13 protein-coding genes are annotated in these 16,079 nt (G+C 75.3%); 4 read left to right on the forward strand and 9 right to left on the reverse strand.

Annotated features, from left to right (window positions below; translation table 11 throughout):
• Positions 1 to 280 precede the first annotated feature (280 nt).
• Entirely contained in the window at positions 281 to 1,333 is a 1,053-nt protein-coding gene (locus ACSU53_RS24375; protein ID WP_437030987.1) for an aminotransferase class V-fold PLP-dependent enzyme, read from the forward strand.
• A gap of 94 nt (positions 1,334 to 1,427) precedes the next feature.
• On the opposite strand, the gene thpD is transcribed toward ACSU53_RS24375, so the two are convergent.
• The 5 genes from thpD to ACSU53_RS24400 all read right to left on the reverse strand — a co-directional run bounded on the left by thpD (position 1,428) and on the right by ACSU53_RS24400 (position 6,274).
• On the reverse strand, positions 1,428 to 2,336 hold the full coding sequence (gene thpD / locus ACSU53_RS24380; protein ID WP_437030989.1) for an ectoine hydroxylase: 909 nt from the start codon (positions 2,334 to 2,336) through the stop codon (positions 1,428 to 1,430).
• Between the two features lie 7 nt (positions 2,337 to 2,343).
• On the reverse strand, positions 2,344 to 2,742 hold the full coding sequence (locus tag ACSU53_RS24385; protein WP_164336476.1) for an ectoine synthase: 399 nt from the start codon (positions 2,740 to 2,742) through the stop codon (positions 2,344 to 2,346).
• Positions 2,743 to 2,779: 37 nt separating this feature from the next.
• Positions 2,780 to 4,051, reverse strand: coding sequence for a diaminobutyrate--2-oxoglutarate transaminase (gene ectB / locus ACSU53_RS24390; protein ID WP_437030991.1), 1,272 nt, complete (start codon positions 4,049 to 4,051; stop codon positions 2,780 to 2,782).
• A gap of 182 nt (positions 4,052 to 4,233) precedes the next feature.
• Entirely contained in the window at positions 4,234 to 4,740 is a 507-nt protein-coding gene (ectA, locus tag ACSU53_RS24395) for a diaminobutyrate acetyltransferase (RefSeq protein ID WP_164336474.1), read from the reverse strand.
• A gap of 418 nt (positions 4,741 to 5,158) precedes the next feature.
• Positions 5,159 to 6,274, reverse strand: a complete 1,116-nt coding sequence (locus ACSU53_RS24400; protein ID WP_437030993.1) for a pyridoxal-phosphate-dependent aminotransferase family protein — start codon at positions 6,272 to 6,274, stop codon at positions 5,159 to 5,161.
• A gap of 151 nt (positions 6,275 to 6,425) precedes the next feature.
• On the opposite strand from ACSU53_RS24400, the gene ACSU53_RS24405 reads away from it, so the two are divergent.
• Both ACSU53_RS24405 and ACSU53_RS24410 read left to right on the forward strand, forming a co-directional pair.
• A complete protein-coding gene (locus tag ACSU53_RS24405; protein WP_437030995.1) occupies positions 6,426 to 7,523 on the forward strand; it encodes an amidohydrolase family protein in 1,098 nt (365 codons plus the stop codon).
• Between the two features lie 296 nt (positions 7,524 to 7,819).
• Positions 7,820 to 8,770, forward strand: coding sequence for an SCO1860 family LAETG-anchored protein (locus tag ACSU53_RS24410; protein WP_437030996.1), 951 nt, complete (start codon positions 7,820 to 7,822; stop codon positions 8,768 to 8,770).
• A 526-nt stretch (positions 8,771 to 9,296) separates the two neighbouring features.
• Here ACSU53_RS24410 and cobC read toward each other — a convergent pair.
• A complete protein-coding gene (gene cobC, locus ACSU53_RS24415) occupies positions 9,297 to 10,952 on the reverse strand; it encodes an Rv2231c family pyridoxal phosphate-dependent protein CobC (RefSeq protein WP_437030998.1) in 1,656 nt (551 codons plus the stop codon).
• Between the two features lie 92 nt (positions 10,953 to 11,044).
• On the opposite strand from cobC, the gene ACSU53_RS24420 reads away from it, so the two are divergent.
• Positions 11,045 to 11,773, forward strand: a complete 729-nt coding sequence (locus ACSU53_RS24420; RefSeq protein WP_437031000.1) for a ZIP family metal transporter — start codon at positions 11,045 to 11,047, stop codon at positions 11,771 to 11,773.
• A 180-nt stretch (positions 11,774 to 11,953) separates the two neighbouring features.
• Here ACSU53_RS24420 and ACSU53_RS24425 read toward each other — a convergent pair whose 3' ends face one another.
• The 3 genes from ACSU53_RS24425 to ACSU53_RS24435 are packed head-to-tail and all read right to left on the reverse strand — an operon-like array spanning position 11,954 to position 16,010.
• On the reverse strand, positions 11,954 to 13,378 hold the full coding sequence (locus ACSU53_RS24425; RefSeq protein ID WP_437031002.1) for a cobyrinate a,c-diamide synthase: 1,425 nt from the start codon (positions 13,376 to 13,378) through the stop codon (positions 11,954 to 11,956).
• The gene (gene cobO, locus ACSU53_RS24430) at positions 13,372 to 13,971 is read right to left on the reverse strand and encodes a cob(I)yrinic acid a,c-diamide adenosyltransferase (protein ID WP_437031004.1); all 600 of its coding nucleotides are present in this window, start codon (positions 13,969 to 13,971) and stop codon (positions 13,372 to 13,374) included. Before cobO ends, ACSU53_RS24425 begins: the two co-directional genes overlap by 7 nt.
• The gene (locus tag ACSU53_RS24435; RefSeq protein ID WP_437031006.1) at positions 13,971 to 16,010 is read right to left on the reverse strand and encodes a putative cobaltochelatase; all 2,040 of its coding nucleotides are present in this window, start codon (positions 16,008 to 16,010) and stop codon (positions 13,971 to 13,973) included. Before ACSU53_RS24435 ends, cobO begins: the two co-directional genes overlap by 1 nt.
• Positions 16,011 to 16,079 lie beyond the last annotated feature (69 nt).

Raw genomic sequence — 16,079 nt, forward strand, 5'->3', positions numbered from 1 at the left:
CTCCGCGGCTCGCCGGGGCCGCGGCCTCTCCGGTTCCGTGGGCTCCGCCTCCGGGACCCCGCCCCGGCCGCACGAACCGTCCGGCCCGCACGATCGTCCAGCCGCGCGAACGGTCCGGCACCCGCGCGAACCGTCCGGCACCCGCGCCGAATCGTCCGGCACCCGCGCGCGCCGCGGGGGCCGGACCGCGCAGGTCAGGACCCACGCATGAGCGATGCTTGGCGGCACCGTGCGGGAACCGGTGATGGACGGGGAGATCCGGACGCCGCACAGTGGACGGATGGAGACCTTCGAGAGCCTCGTCCGCGCCGAGTTCACCCCGGAGAACACCTACCTCAACACCGCGAGCAACGCCCTCCTGCCGTCCCGTACCGTGACCGCGCTCGCCGAGGCCGCCCGGATGCGGGCCGGGGGCCGGTCCCTCGCCCCCCTGTACGAGGACGTCGAGGCGTCCCGCGCGGCCTACGCCCTGCTGGCCGGGGTCCCCGTCGAGCGGGTCGCCACGGGCTGCACGGCCGCCCTGTACACCGCGCTGGTCGCGGCCTCGCTGCCGCCGGGCGCCGATGTGCTCACCGCCGAGGACGACTTCGCGTCCGTCGTCAACGCCTTCCACGTCCGCGGCGACCTGAAGGTGCGGGCCGTGCCCCTGGAACGGCTCGCCGACTCCGTGCGGCCGGACACCGCCCTGGTCGCGGTCAGCGCCGTGCAGTCCGCCGACGGCCGGATCGCGGACCTGCCCGCGCTGCGCGAGGCGGCCCGCGCCCACGGGGCCCGCACGTACGTCGACTTCTCCCAGGGCGCCGGCTGGCTGGACATGGACGCCGGTGCCTTCGACTACAGCGTCTCCATCACCTACAAGTGGCTCCTCGGCCCGCACGGCGTGGCGTTCCTCGTGGTGCCCGAGGACTTCGGCGACCTGCGCCCGGTGCAGGCGGGCTGGGTCGCGGCGGAGGTGCCCTGGGAGAGCTGCTACGGGCCGGTCACCGAACTCGCCCGCTCGGCCCGGCGGTTCGACGCCAGCCCGGCGCTGTTCGCGTTCGCGGGGCTGCGCCCCTCCCTCGAACTCGTCGGAGAGCTGGGGGTGGACGCCGTACGCGCCCACGACCTGGCCCTGGCCGGCCGGTTCCGCGCGGGACTCGCCGAGGCCGGGCACACGCCGGTGCCCGCGCCCGGCTCACCGATCGTGTCGGTGCCCGGGCTGGGCCACCGGCAGGCGGAGCTGGCGGAGTCCGGCATCCAGGTGTCGGACCGCGCGGGCCACCTGCGGGCGTCCTTCCACCTCTACAACACGGCCGGTGACGTGGACCGGCTGCTGGACGCCCTGACCGGCTGACCGCACGGCAGCGGGCCGGTGCCCCCCAGTCCCACACCAGGGGGCCCGGCCCGCAGTCCCGGGTGCCGGCCGCGTCAGCGCACCGGCGTACCGCCTACTTCACCGGGGTGAAGTCGCGCGCCCCGATGAACTCGGGACGCCGCACGGGAGCCGCGAACGGCTCCACCGCCGTGTTCTCGACGCTGTTGAACACGATGAACACGTTGCTGCGCGGGAACGGCGTGATGTTGTCCCCGGAGCCGTGCATGGCGTTGCAGTCGAACCAGGTCGCCGAGCCGGCCTTGCCGGTGAACAGCTTGATGCCGTGCTCGGCCGCCATCGACGTGAGCGCCTCGTCCGACGGGGTGCCCGCGTCCTGCATCTGCAGGGACTTCTTGTAGTTGTCCTTCGGGGTCTCCCCGGCGCAGCCGAGGAACGTCTTGTGCGACCCCGGCATGATCATCAGGCCGCCGTTGGTGTCGAAGTTCTCGGTCAGCGCGATGGACACGGACACCGTCCGCATCCGGGGCAGACCGTCCTCGGCGTGCCAGGTCTCGAAGTCCGAGTGCCAGTAGAAGCCGCTGGCCCCGAAGCCCGGCTTGACGTTGATCCGCGACTGGTGGACGTACACGTCCGAGCCGAGGATCTGCCGGGCCCGGCCGACGACGCGCTCGTCGCGCACCAGGCGCGCGAACACCTCGCTGATCCGGTGGACCTCGAAGACCGAGCGGATCTCCTTGGACTTCGGCTCCACGATCGACCGCTCGTCGGCCCGGATGTCCGGGTCGTTCACCAGCCGGTTCAGCTCGTTCCGGTAGACGGCCACCTCGTCCGCGCCGATCAGTTCGTCGATGGCGAGGAAACCGTCCCGCTCGAACGACCCCAGCTCGGCCGGGGCGAGCGGCCCGGGCGCGTCCGGGGCGCCCCAGACAACCGGGTCCTGGCGCGGGGTGAGCACCTCGGTGGCCCCGCGCGTCGGGTAGAGGTCGGGGACCTTGGTGTCGGGAGTGGTCGCGGTGGTCATGTGAACCTCACACCTCCTCGGTGAGCAGCGGATAGACGCCGTTCTCGTCGTGGTCCTCCCGTCCGGTGACGGGCGGGTTGAAGACACAGATGCAGTGGAAGTCCTCCTTGACCTTGAGCGTGTGCCGCTCGTGGCCGTCCAGGAGGTACATGGTGCCGGGCGTGATGGTGTACGTCTTCCCGGTCTCCCGGTCGGTCAGCTCGGCTTCGCCCTGCGTGCAGACGACGGCCTCGATGTGGTTCGCGTACCACATGTCGGTCTCCGTACCCGCGTACAGGATCGTCTCGTGCAGGGAGAAGCCGACCTTCTCCTTGGCCAGGACGATGCGCTTGCTCTCCCACGTGCCCGACGCCGATTTCACGTGCCGGTCGGTGCCTTCGATCTCCTTGAACGAACGGACGATCACGGTTCTGCGATGCCTCCTAGGCTGTGGTGTGTGTGGGTCAGGCGGTTTCGCGGACGGCGCGGGCGAGCGTCGTCAGACCCTCGTCCAGCTCGTCCGGCGTGATGGTCAGGGCCGGCAGCAGCTTGGCCACCTCGCTCTCGGGGCCGGAGGTCTCGACCAGCAGCCCGAGCTCGAACGCCCGCTGGGCGACCTTCCCGGCGCGCTCCTTGTCGTGGAACTCCATGCCCCAGACCAGCCCGCGGCCCCGGTACTCCTTGACGTCGGCGAGGTTCTCCTCGGTGATGGAGATCAGCGCCTGCTCGACCTGCTCGCCGCGCGAACGGGTCTGCTTCTCCATCGCGGACCCGTCGGCCCAGTACGCCTCCAGGGCGGCGGTGGCCGTGACGAAGGCGGGGTTGTTGCCGCGGAAGGTGCCGTTGTGCTCGCCCGGCTCCCAGACGTCCAGCTCCGGCTTGAACAGGGTCAGCGCCATGGGCAGGCCGTAGCCGCTGATCGACTTGGACACGGTGACGATGTCCGGCGTGATGCCCGCCTCCTCGAAGGAGAAGAAGGCGCCGGTGCGGCCGCAGCCCATCTGGATGTCGTCGACGATCAGCAGCATGTCCTGGCGTTCGCACAGATCGGCCAGGGCGCGCAGCCACTCGGGCCGGGCGACGTTGATGCCGCCCTCGCCCTGCACGGTCTCGACGATCACCGCGGCGGGCTTGTTGAGGCCGGAGCCCTGGTCCTCCAGGATCCGCTCGAACCACAGGAAGTCCGGGACCTGGCCCTCGAAGTAGTTGTCGAAGGGCATCGGGGTGCCGTGCACCAGCGGGATGCCCGCGCCGGCCCGCTTGAAGGCGTTGCCGGTCACGGCGAGCGAGCCCAGCGACATGCCGTGGAAGGCGTTGGTGAAGGACACGATCGCCTCGCGGCCCTTGACCTTCCGGGCCAGCTTCAGCGCGGACTCCACGGCGTTGGTGCCCGTCGGGCCCGGGAACATGACCTTGTAGGGCAGGTCGCGCGGGCGCAGGATCCAGTTCTGGAAGGACTCCAGGAAGGTCCGCTTGGCCGTGGTCGACATGTCCAGGCCGTGCGTGACGCCGTCCCGCTCCAGGTAGTCGATCAGGGCGCGTTTCAGGACGGCGTTGTTGTGGCCGTAGTTGAGTGAGCCGGCTCCGGCGAAGAAGTCGAGGTACTCGTGGCCGTCCTCGTCGTACATGCGGCTGCCGTGCGCACGGTCGAAGACGGTGGGCCAGCCGCGGCAGTAGCTGCGCACCTCGGACTCAAGGGTCTCGAAGACGCTCAGGTCGGGCTGGGTGATGGTCACGACGAATCGCTCCTCGGTGGCGTGGGAGGTCAGAGGGAGTCGGGCGGCCGGCGGGCCGGCCGGCCGCTGGGGCCGGGCGGGCGCGCCGGATCGACCGGGCCGCGCGGGCGGCCGCGATCGACGGTCGGAAGGGGATCGGATCGGTCGGCTCCGTGGACCGGCCGGCGGGCCGGTCGGGCCGGTCAGGACGTGAGTGGTCCGATGCGGTACAGCACCTCGGGGTCGTGCGGGCCGTCGGGGAACTGGCCGGCCTCGAACAGCACCTCGCGCTCCAGCCCAGCGCCGTGGCGCTCGGCGAACGCGGTGAACAGGCGCTCGGAAGCGGTGTTGCCCGGCGTGATGGTGGTCTCCACGGTCGTCACCCCGCGCTCGGCGGCGGTCCTCGCGGCGAGGCTGTCGAGCATCGCCGCGGCCAGGCCCCGGCCGCGGTGCGCCCCGTCGACCGCGACCTGCCAGACGAGCAGGGTGTGCGGGCTGTCGGGGCGTACGTATCCGGTGACGAAGCCGATCGGCTCGCCGCTCTCGTCGCGAGCGACGGCCGAGGTGGCGGCGAAGTCCCGGCACCACAGCAGATAGCTGTACGACGAGTTCAGGTCGAGGACCTTCGAGTCCCTGGCTATCCGCCACAGCACGGCTCCGTCCGCCACGGTCGGGCGGTCGATTTGCAGGTCTGCTTGTGCGGCAGTCATGCGAATTGAATTTACCGAGGGAAATTCAAAATTGCATCGCCCGACGGGGTTACGTATGGGCCTGATCTGTGTTATCACGCGGGCGTGTAGGGACGCGCGAGCTCTGGGCGAGATGCCCCGATTCATCCCGGAAATACGTCGCAAATCCGACGACCTGTGAAGCCGGTCACAAGTATGTAACTCCGGTGACCGGTGTCCGGAATACGTCGTTTTCCGTTCTCGGAATCGTTGCGTTTAGGCCCGGGAAAAGCGGGCAGAAGAAGATGGGAAGCTGCTCTGGAATGTAATCACGGTATAAGCAGGAGAATGCGCTGGAGATTGCGTGTTCAGCATTTCCTATTATCCCTCCGATTCACGTTCCGGTCACCGCGCGGCCACGCTCCGGAAGGACCGCGGCCCACGGCGCCGGTCCGCCTGCTCACTCCTTCCGCCGGGAGCGGCCCGCCTCCTCGGCCGCGCGCAGCGCCTCGTCCAGGCGCACCGTGACACCCCGCTCGGTGAGCGCGGTCGCCAGCGCCGTCAGCGCGGCGCGGACCACGCCCGGCGTGGCGTCCGGCCCGTAGTGGTTCACACGGATCATCTCCTCGGCCAGCGCCCCGCCGCCCGCGCTCAGCGGCACTCCGGGATCGGCGGCCAGCGCACGGGCCACCAGCTCCGAGGCCGACGTCCCCGACGGGGTCCGCAGCGTCGTCGCCACCGGGGCCGCCTCCGCCGCGTCGTGCACGTACGGCTCCAGACCGCCGCCCAGCGCGAGCGCCCCCGCCCGGGTGGCCGCGGCGGCCGCCGCGTGCCGCGCCGTCACCGTGTCGAGGCCGGCCGCCTCGATCTCCGCCAGGCACGCCTCCAGCGCCAGCATCTCCAGCTGCGCCGGCGCGTGCGGCAGCGCCCGGCGGCCGGCGTCGACCCAGCGCTCCTTCCAGTCCAGCAGGGACAGGTAGGAGCGGCGCGGTGCTCCCGGATGGGCCGCCATCCGCGCCCAGGCCCGCTCGCTCACCGACACCGCCGACACCCCGGCCGGACCGCCCATCGCCTTCTGCGCGCCGATCACGCACAGGTCCACGCCCCACGCGTCCACCAGCAGCGGCTCCGCCCCGACCGACGCCACCGCGTCCAGGTAGAACAGCGCGCCGTGCTCCCGGACCACCGGGCCGATCTCCGCGACCGGATTGGTGTTCCCGGTCGCCGCCTCGGCGTGCACCAGGGACACGAAGTCGATCTCCGGGTTCCGCGCCAGGGCCTCGCGGATCCGCCCGGCCGTCACCGCCGTGTGGAACGGGACCGCCAGGTCGATCACCGTGGCACCGCAGTCCCGCAGCCAGTCGCCGAACGTCTGCCCGTAGGGGCCGGTGACGACGTTCAGGGCGGTCGTCGAGGGGCCCGCGGTCCCGCGGATCGCGGCCTCCAGCGGCAGCAGCGCCTCGCCCTGCATGATCACGACGTCCTGCCGGGTGCCCAGCAGCCGCGCCACCCGGTCCTCGATGGAGGCGAAACGCGCGGCGCTCAGCGGGGCCAGGCCGAGGAGGGGATGGGTCACTGCGGTGCTCTCTTCACTTCGCGGACGGCACGCGTACGGCACGGGGACGCGGGTACGGCGCACCAGGGGGCGTCATCGACTGTAACCGCACTCCACGGCCCTCCCTGCCGGGGGTTTCTCCCGCCCGGCGGCCCTGATTAGGGTGCGGGGCATGAGCGAACGCGCGGTGCTGCACGTGAAGGGGCGGATCCTCGCCGGGCCGGACGAGGACCGGGTCCACGACGAGCTGTGGGTGGTGGACGGGCGGATCACCTACGACCGCCCCGCGGGCGCCCGCGACGTGCGCACCGTCGAGGGCTGGGCGCTGCCCGGACTCGTCGACGCGCACTGCCACGTGGGCCTCGACCGGCACGGTGCCGTCCCCGACGAGGTGGCCGAGAAGCAGGCGCTCACCGACCGCGACGCCGGTGCCCTGCTGCTGCGGGACGCCGGTTCGCCCTCCGACACCCGCTGGGTCGACGACCGCGACGACCTCCCGAAGATCGTCCGGGCCGGCCGGCACATCGCCCGCACCCGCCGCTACATCCGCGGCTACGCCTGGGAGGTCGAGCCCGAGGACCTGGTGGCGTACGTCGCCCAGGAGGCCCGGCGCGGGGACGGCTGGGTCAAGCTGGTCGGCGACTGGATCGACCGCGACCTGGGCGACCTGTCGGCCTGCTGGCCGCGCGGCGCCGTCGAGGCCGCCATCGCCGAGGCGCACCGGCTGGGCGCCCGGGTCACCGCGCACTGCTTCGCGGAGGACTCCCTGCGGGACCTCGTCGAGGCCGGGATCGACTGCGTCGAGCACGCGACGGGCCTGACCGACGAGACCATCCCGCTGTTCGCCGAACGGGGCGTCGCGATCGTGCCGACGCTGGTCAACATCGCCACGTTCCCGGACCTCGCCGACGGCGGGGAGAGCAAGTTCCCCCGCTGGTCGGCCCACATGCGCCGGCTGCACGAGCGCCGCTACGAGACCGTGCGCTCGGCCTACGACGCCGGGATCCCCGTCTTCGTCGGCACGGACGCGGGCGGCACCCTCCCGCACGGCCTGGTCGCGGAGGAGGTCGGGGAACTGGTCCGCGCGGGCATCCCGCCCGCCGACGCCGTGGCGGCCGCCACCTGGGCCGCCCGCGACTGGCTCCGGCGCCCCGGCCTCGACGAGGGCGCCCCGGCGGACCTGGTCGTCTACGCCGGTGACCCGCGCGAGGACGTCCGGACCCTCAGGGACCCGCTCCGGGTGGTGCTCGACGGGAACGTGGTCGCCTAGAGGGTGTCCGGCACCGGGGCGCGGGACGCACAGGGTCGCCCCCGGGGGGCCTCCGTCCCGCTCCGTCCCGCCGGTGACGCGCCACCGTTCACCACCCCGCGCTCGCCCGCACGGGCGTACGCGGACCCCGGCCGGGGAACAGTCGTACTCCCGTAATCGAATGGATCCGCTAAACATCCCCGAAGGGGTGAAGTGTCCGAGGTTTGCTGACGGCCCGGGGCCGGTGTGGAGATTCTTTCGGGGTCCCACCCGAGTCTCATGGGGGTCCCACCACCTTGAACAGCATCAATCTCCGTATGCCCGCACGCCGTTGGGCCGTCGTCGCCGCTGCCACCGTCCTCGCCGCCGGTCCCGCGGCGCTGGCAGGAGCGGGCACCGCGCACGCCACCGGCGACCAGGGCTCGGCGAGCGCCGCCGTCCTGCGCACCGGCCTCGACGTGGCCCTGCTCAACAAGAGCGTGCAGGCCCCGCTCGCCGTCTCCCTCAACGCGGTGGAGGCGCCGCACAGTGCGCGGAAGACGGCCCTGACCGCCACCCTGGACGGCGTCGACGGCGGCAAGCCCTTCAGCGTGCTGCGCGCCGAAGTGGCCGACGCGCAGGCGACGGTGGAGGGGACGCGGGCGGAGGCGTCCACCACGCTCGCCAAGGCCCGCGTCCACGTGCCCGGCCTGCCCCTGCTGTCGCTGATCGAACTGGAGAAGGTCACCTCCAAGGCGGTCTGCGAGGCCGGGAGGACCCCGCTCGCCTCGGCGACCCTGCCCGGCTCGGTGACCGTGCTGGGCAAGCGCGTCACGCTGACCTCCGAGGGCACCACCGAGGTCCGGGTGCCGGGCGTCGGCGAGGTCCGGCTGGAGCTGTCGAAGACCGAGACCACCTCCCGCACCGCCGCCGCCACCGCACTGCGGCTCCAGGTGGCCGTCAACCCGGCGAAGCTGAACGTCGCCGAGGTCGACGGCACGGTCACCCTCGCCGAGGCCAGGTGCGAGGCCCCGGCGGCGGCCGAGCAGCAGGAGGCGGCGCCGGACACCGGCGAGAAGGCCGCCCCCGGCAACGAGGAGGCCGCCGAGGTGCGACCGCAGGGGGCTCCGGCGAAGGAGGCCGCCGCCCCCGAGGAGGGCAAGGACGGGGCCAACCTGGCCGAGACCGGCGGTGACTCCGCGACGCCGTACATCGCGGGCGGAGCGGTCGCGCTCCTCGCGGCGGGCGGCGCGGCGGTCGCCGTCTCCCGCCGGGGCCGCCGCACCTGACGCGCCGGATCCGGGAGCGCCGGGGCGGGCCGGGCGGACCCGCACGCGCGGGTCCGCCCCGACACCGCCGCCCAGGCCCGCCCGCCCCGCCGGCTGCCGTCCCCGTCGTCGTCGCCCGGTCGCCGTTCACGTGCCCGTCCCCGTCCCCGGGACGGGCACGTCCGGCGTCGGAGGCACGGTGGGGGAGCCGCATCGGCTACCGGGCGGCGGGCGCCGGGCCGTGGCGGACGTCCGCGGTCCCGCGGCCCGTTCCGGTCGCGGCCCGCCCGCGCAGGCCCGCCCGCCCCGGTCGCCCCGCCGCTGCCGCCCTCGTCGCCGTCACCCGGCCGCCGTTCACGTGCCCGTCCCCGTCCCCGGGACGGGCACGTCCGGCGTCGGAGGCACGGCGGGGGAGCCGCATCGGCTACCGGGCGGCGGGCGCCGGGCCGTGGCGGACGTCCGCGGTCCCGCGTCCGCTGCGGCCGCGGCCCGTTCTGCCGGGCCCGGGCACCCGCGGCTCGGCCGCCGCGCCCCGTCCTGCGCCCCCTCAGGTCGCCGTCAGCGACCGCTCCAGCGCCGACAGGAAGCCGTCCACCGTGTCCCGGTCCCGCACCGCCAGCCGCAGCCACTCCCGGTCCAGGCCGGGGAAGGTGTCGCCGCGGCGCACCGCGTAGCCCAGGTCCCGCAGCCGCTCCCGTACCGCGGCCGCGTCCGGGATCCGGACCAGGACGAAGGGGCCCTGCGCACCGGGCACCACCCGCACCCCGTGGGGGGCCAGCCGCCCGAGTCCCGCGACCAGGTGGGCCCGGTCCGCCGCCACCCGCAGGGCGGCGCGCTCCGCCTCCGCCAGGGCGTCGGCGCCCACGCACGCCTCGGCCGCCACCAGGGCCGGGGTCGACACCGGCCACAGCGGCTGCGCCCGCTCCAGCGCCGCCACGGTCTCCGGCGCGGCGAGCACGTAGCCGATCCGCAGGCCGGCCAGCCCCCACGTCTTGGTGAGACTGCGCAGGACCACCAGCCCCGGCACGTCCGTCCGCCCGGCCAGCGCCTCCCGCTCGTCCGGTACGGCGTCCATGAACGCCTCGTCCACCACCAGCGTCCGGCCGGGACGGGCGAGCCCGGCGAGGACGGCGGCCGGGTGCAGCACCGACGTCGGGTTGGTCGGGTTGCCGACGACCACCAGGTCCGCGTCCTCGGGCACCGCCGCCGGGTCCAGGCGGAACCCGTCCGCCTCCCGCAGCAGCACCCGCTCCACGGTGTGCCCGGCGTCCCGCAGGGCGGCCTCCGGTTCCGTGAACTGCGGGTGCACCACCACCGGCCGGCGGGCCCGCACCGCGCGCGCCAGCAGGACGAACGCCTCCGCCGCCCCCGCCGTCAGCAGCACCCGTTCCACCGGCACCCCGTGCCGCGCGGCCACCGCCGCCCGCGCCGCCCGCCCGTCGGGGTAGGCGGCGAGCCCGGTCAGCGAGGCGGCGACGCGCTCGCGCAGCCAGGCCGGAGGGGTGTCCGCGCGCACGTTCACGGCGAGGTCGACCAGGGCGGCCCCGCCGTCACGCACCTCGGCGTCTCCGTGGTGCCGCAGGTCGTGCGCGGCACCGGCGGAGGGCGACGCCGCCGACGGGACGGGCGGGACGACGGGAGGGGCGGCCGCCGGGACGACGGGCGGGGCGGCTGGCGGGGCGGTGCGCGACGGCGTGTGCGTGTCCATGCCCGTGATGGTGCCGGGGGCACCGCCCGGGACCGTCACCGGGGTGCCCGCGCCGGTCCGGGGCCTGCCGGGAGCCGCCGGCCGCCGGGCGACCGCGCACGTGGCCCGGGCCGGCCGCCCGTTCTCCGGCGCCGACACCCGCTTGGGCACCAGCAGCACACCGCCGCCCGCCAGCGCGGCGGCCTCCGCCACCGACGGGGTGCCGACCGCGGCCAGCGCGACGGCCGACGGGTGCGGGACCGCCACCCGGGCCAGTTCCCCGGCACCGCGGGCCACCAGCGGCACCCCGAGCCGCCGCGCCGCCGCCACGACACCGGGCTCGTCGGCCCGGGCGTCGACGGTGGCCAGTTCGGCGACGGACGTCACCGGCAGCCCAGCCTCCCGCAGGCAGCCCTCCACCAGCGCGAGCACCTCCGCGGCGTCGACACCCGTCGACGCGCCCACGCCCACCACGACGTCGGCGGGCGGTCCGGTCACCGTGCTGGCCTCGGCCATGGGGGTCGTCCTCTCCTGCTCCCGGTCACGACGCCGGGCGACATACGCCGTCACGCGTGCGCCCCGCGCACCGGATCCGCTACGAAGGGCGCATGCCCGTACTCGTCGCGCTCGGCGCGTTCCTGATGACGCTGGCCGGCGGCTGGACGGCGGACCGCGTGACCGACCGCCGCCACCTCGTGCTCGGCCTGGCCGGCGGACTGATGCTCGGCGTCGTGGGCCTGGAACTGCTCCCGGAGGCCCTGGAGGCCGCCGGGCGGGAGGTGTACGGGGTGCCCGCCGGACTGCTGCTGTTCGTGGGCGGCTTCCTGCTGGCCCACCTGGTGGAGCGGCTGCTCGCGCACCGGCAGGCCGCGCACGGCGCGGAGGAGCACCACGGCCGCACCCCCCAGGTGGGGCTCACGGCGGCCGCCGCGATGGTCGGGCACAGCGCCATGGACGGGGTGGCGATCGGCGCCGCCTTCCAGGTCGGCGGGGGGATGGGCGCCGCCGTCGCGGTGGCGGTCATCGCGCACGACTTCGCGGACGGCTTCAACACGTACACGCTCACCCGGGTGTACGGCAACGCCCGCCGCCGGGCGCTCGGCATGCTCGTCGCGGACGCCGCCGCACCCGTGCTGGGCGCCGCCTCCACCCTGTTCTTCACACTCCCCGAGCCCGTGCTCGGGGGCTACCTCGGGCTGTTCGCCGGCGCGCTGCTCTACCTGGCGGCGGCCGAGATCCTGCCCGAGGCCCATCACACCCACCCGGCCCGCTCGACCCTGCTGTGCACGGTCCTGGGCGTGCTGTTCATCTGGCTGGTGGCGGGCACCGCCCACTGACCGCCGCCGCCCACCGACCGCCGCAGCACACCGGCCCCCGGCGCGGACGACCCCGCCCGCGGCCCCGCCCCCGCCGCCGTCCCGGGGCCCCGGCCCGTCCTCCCGCGCCCGCTCACGACGCGCCGCCCACCACGGGCCCGCCCGGCAGGCGTGCGCCGACGGGCCGGCGCACGCGCCCGCTCACCACGCCCGGCACCGCTCGACGAACCGCCGGGCGACCCCGGGCTCGGCCGCCCAGTGCGTGTGCAGGTAGCTGGCGTGCACACCGTCCCGCACGAACCCCTCGACGCGCCGCTCGGGCGTCCGCATGCCCCAGGCGGGCGCGGGCCCGGCACCCGGCTCCACGACCGTCCGGTGGAACTCGTGCCCCCGCATCCGCGTCCCCGCCCCGGCCAGGGCACTGTCGGTCAGGGCCACGGCGTCGCGGTAGCCGAGCGTCAGCCGGCCCGTCATCCGCGCCGAGGCGTCCAGCACCCCGCACATGGGCAGACCGTCCAGCTCCCGGCACAGGTACAGCAGACCCCCGCACTCGGCCGCCACCGGCGCGCCGCCGAGGGCGAGGGCGGCCACGTCCTTGCGTAGCTGCTCGTTGGCCGACAGCTCAGCCGCGTGCACCTCGGGGAACCCGCCCCCGATCACCAGGCCGTCCACGCCGTCGGGCAGCCGCTCGTCGCGCAGCGGATCGAAGGGCACCACCTCCGCACCGGCGGCGGTGAGCAGTTCGGCGTGCTCGGCGTACGTGAAGGTGAACGCCCGGCCGCCGGCCACCGCCACGCGCACCGGACGGCCCGCGCGCCCGGGCCGGGCGGGTCCCGCCTCCCCGGACGCGGCGGGACCGGCGGCCGGAGCGGCGGCGTCCAGCGCCCGCCGGGGGTCCCAGGCCGCGCCGGGGAGCGCCCCCGCGCTGCGGGCGAGCGCCAGAAGCCCTTCCAGGTCGCACCCGGCCGCCACCTGCGCCGCCATCGCGGCGACCGCGTCCAGGGCCGCGGCCCCCCGCTCGGCCACCGGCACCAGCCCCAGGTGGCGCGACGGGGTCTCCACCCGCGCGGCCCGCCGCAGCACCCCCAGCACCGGCACGCCGACCGCCTCCAGGGCGTCCCGCAGCAGTGCCTCGTGCCGGTCGGAGGCCACCTTGTTCAGGACGACCCCGCCGACCCGCACCCCGGGGTCCCAGCTCACGAAGCCGTGCACCAGCGCCGCCACCGACCGCGACTGCGACGAGGCGTCGACGACCAGCACCACCGGCGCCCGCAGCAGCTTCGCCACCTGCGCGGTGGACGCCAGTTCGCCCTGCCCGGACACCCCGTCGTACAGGCCCATCACGCCCTCGACCACGGCGATGTCGCAGCCGCGCGCCCCGTGCGCGAACAGCGGGGCGATCCGCTCCGGTCCGCACAGATAGGCGTCCAGGTTGCGGCCCGCCCGGCCGGTGGCCAGCGCGTGATAGCCGGGGTCGATGTAGTCCGGCCCCACCTTGTGCGGGGACACGGCGAGCCCCCGCCCCGCCAGCGCGGCCATCAGCCCGGTGGCCACGGTCGTCTTGCCGCTGCCGGAGGCGGGCGCGGCGACGACCAGCCGGGGCACCGACGGGGACGCACTCACCACTCGATGCCCCTCTGCCCCTTCTGCCCGGCGTCCATCGGGTGCTTGACCTTCGACATGTCGGTCACCAGGTCGGCGAAGTCCAGCAGCGCCTGCGGCGCGTTGCGCCCGGTGATCACCACGTGCTGGGTCCCCGGGCGCCCGCGCAGCACCTCCACCACCTCGTCGGCGTCGACCCAGCCCCAGTGCAGCGGGTACGCGAACTCGTCGAGCACGTACAGCCGGTAGCGCTCGGCGGCCAGGTCCCGCTTGACCTGCTCCCAGCCCTCCCGAGCCTTGGCCTCGTTGTCCAGCTGCGCGTCCCGCTGCACCCAGGACCAGCCCTCGCCCATCTTGTGCCAGTCGACGCTCCCGCCCTCGCCGGTGGCGCCCAGCACCCGCAGCGCCCGCTCCTCGCCGACCTTCCACTTCGCCGACTTGACGAACTGGAACACCCCGACCGGCCAGCCCTGGTTCCACGCCCGCAGCGCGAGCCCGAAGGCGGCCGTCGACTTCCCCTTGCCGACCCCGGTGTGCACCATCACCAGCGGCCGGTTGCGTCGCTGACGGGTCGTCAGACCGTCGTCCGGCACCACACTCGGCTGTCCCTGCGGCACTACGCTGCCCTCCTCGTCCCGTTCCCACGGGCGTCCCGTACCTCACGCACATCCCTGACCAGCCCGGCGATCGCGTCCGCCCGCAGGTCGTCCAGCGTCACCGCGCTGCCCCCGAGTTCCCCGGCGAGCTGCCCCGCGAGGCCCAGCCGCACCGGTCCCGTCTCGCAGTCCACGACCACCGACGCCACGCCGTCGGCCGCGAACAGCCGGGCCGCCCGCCCGGCCAGCGCGACCGGCTCGGGCCCGCCGGTGGCCCGCCCGTCGGTCACCACGACGACCAGCGGCCGCCGCGCCGGGTCCCGCAACCGCTCCACCCGCAGCACGTCGTGCGCCGTGAGCAGACCGGCCGCCAGCGGCGTGCGGCCCCCGGTCGGCAGCGACTCCAGCCGGGCCGCCGCCGCGTCCACCGACGAGGTCGGCGGCAGTGCGACGTCCGCCCCCGAGCCCCGGAAGGTCACCAGGCCCACCTTGTCCCGCCGCTGGTAGGCGTCCAGCAGCAGCGACAGCACGGCGCCCTTGACCGCGCCCATCCGCTGCCGGGCCGCCATCGACCCCGAGGCGTCCACCACGAACAGCACGAGGTTGCCCTCCCGGCCCTCGCGCGCCGCCTGCCGCAGGTCGTCCCGGCGTACCACCAGCCCCGGCCCCGACCGGCCCCGGGCCCGCTGGTGCGGGGCCGCGGCCCGCACGGTCGCCGCCAGGTGCAGCTTCGTCAGCGCGCCCCGGGGCCGCCGGGCCCCGGTCGTGCGCCCGTGCTCCGTGCGCGCCCGGGACCGCCGCCCGGCGGTCCCCTCGCCGATGCCGGGCACGCTCAGCACCTTCGTCCGGAACGGCTCCGACGCCGTCGCCGGGGCCTGTTCGCCGGCGCCCGCACCACCGGGCGGCGGCCCGGCGGGGTCCTCGCCGTCACCGGCCCCGCCCTGCGCGGGGACCTCACCGTCCTGCGGACCGTCACCGGCCGGCGGCTGCCCGCCGCCTCCACCGCCCCCGCCGCCGTCGGGTCCGTCCGGGCCCGGATCCGGCTCGTCGTCGCCGAACTCCTCCAGCGTCTCGTCGAGCTTGTCCTCGTCGAGCCCCGGCGCGTCGAACGGGTTGCGCCGCCGCCGGTGCGGCAGCGCCAGCAGCGCCGCCCGGCGCACGTCCTCGGCGAGCACGTCCGTCCGCCCCGCCCAGGCCGCCAGCGCGGTCGCGGTGCGGGCCATCACGATGTCCGCCCGCATGCCGTCCACCTCGAAGGCCGCGCAGGTCGCCGCGATCTGCCGCAGCGCCCCGTCCCCGAGGCGCACCGACGGCAGCAGCTCCCGCGCCGCCACGATCCGGGCCCGCACGGCCGCCTCCTCGTCGGCCCACCGGGCGGCGAAGGCGGCAGGGTCGTCGTCGTGGGCGAGCCGCCGCCGTACGACCTCCACCCGCTCGTCGGGCTCCCGGGAGGCGGCCACCTCGACGGTCAGCCCGAACCGGTCCAGCAACTGCGGCCGCAGCTCGCCCTCTTCGGGGTTCATGGTCCCCACGAGCAGGAAACGCGCCGCGTGCCGCACGGACACGCCCTCCCGCTCGACGTACGAGGCGCCCATCGCGGCGGCGTCCAGCAGCAGGTCGACCAAGTGGTCGTGGAGCAGGTTCACCTCGTCCACGTACAGGATCCCGCGGTGCGCGTCCGCCAGCAGGCCCGGCTCGAACGCCTTCACGCCCTCCGCCAGCGCCCGCTCGATGTCCAGGGCGCCCACCAGCCGGTCCTCGGAGGCGCCGACGGGCAGTTCCACCATGCGCGCGGCCCGCCGGCTGCCGCCGCCGGCCTCGTGGGGGCCGTCCGGGCAGTCGGGGGCGGGCGCCGCCGGGTCGCAGGAGAAGCGGCAGCCCGGCACCACCGCCACGGGCGGCAGCAGCGCCGAAAGGGCGCGCACCGCCGTGGACTTGGCGGTGCCCTTCTCCCCGCGCACCAGCACACCGCCGACCGCCGGGGAGACGGCGTTCAGCAGCAGCGCCAGCCGCAGGTCGTCCTGCCCCACCACCGCGGTGAACGGAAAGGGAATGCTCACGTGTCCTCGCCCTCCGAGTCGCCGACGCGTCCGCCGTCGGGTCCGTGTCCGTACGGGAGTCGTTGCTGT

The sequence above is a fragment of the Streptomyces sp. enrichment culture genome (assembly GCF_964273255.1).
In the GTDB taxonomy this organism is placed as follows: Bacteria; Actinomycetota; Actinomycetes; order Streptomycetales; family Streptomycetaceae; genus Streptomyces.

What these genes read in the sequence shown, in the direction of transcription:
- ACSU53_RS24405 (WP_437030995.1), top strand. Translation starts at nt 6,426, where the DNA reads ATGAGCGAACGCGCGGTGCTGCACGTGAAGGGGCGGATCCTCGCCGGG.
- ectA (WP_164336474.1), bottom strand. Translation starts at nt 4,740, where the DNA reads ATGACTGCCGCACAAGCAGACCTGCAAATCGACCGCCCGACCGTGGCG.
- ACSU53_RS24375 (WP_437030987.1), top strand. Translation starts at nt 281, where the DNA reads ATGGAGACCTTCGAGAGCCTCGTCCGCGCCGAGTTCACCCCGGAGAAC.
- cobC (WP_437030998.1), bottom strand. Translation starts at nt 10,952, where the DNA reads ATGGCCGAGGCCAGCACGGTGACCGGACCGCCCGCCGACGTCGTGGTG.
- ACSU53_RS24420 (WP_437031000.1), top strand. Translation starts at nt 11,045, where the DNA reads ATGCCCGTACTCGTCGCGCTCGGCGCGTTCCTGATGACGCTGGCCGGC.
- ACSU53_RS24410 (WP_437030996.1), top strand. Translation starts at nt 7,820, where the DNA reads ATGCCCGCACGCCGTTGGGCCGTCGTCGCCGCTGCCACCGTCCTCGCC.
- thpD (WP_437030989.1), bottom strand. Translation starts at nt 2,336, where the DNA reads ATGACCACCGCGACCACTCCCGACACCAAGGTCCCCGACCTCTACCCG.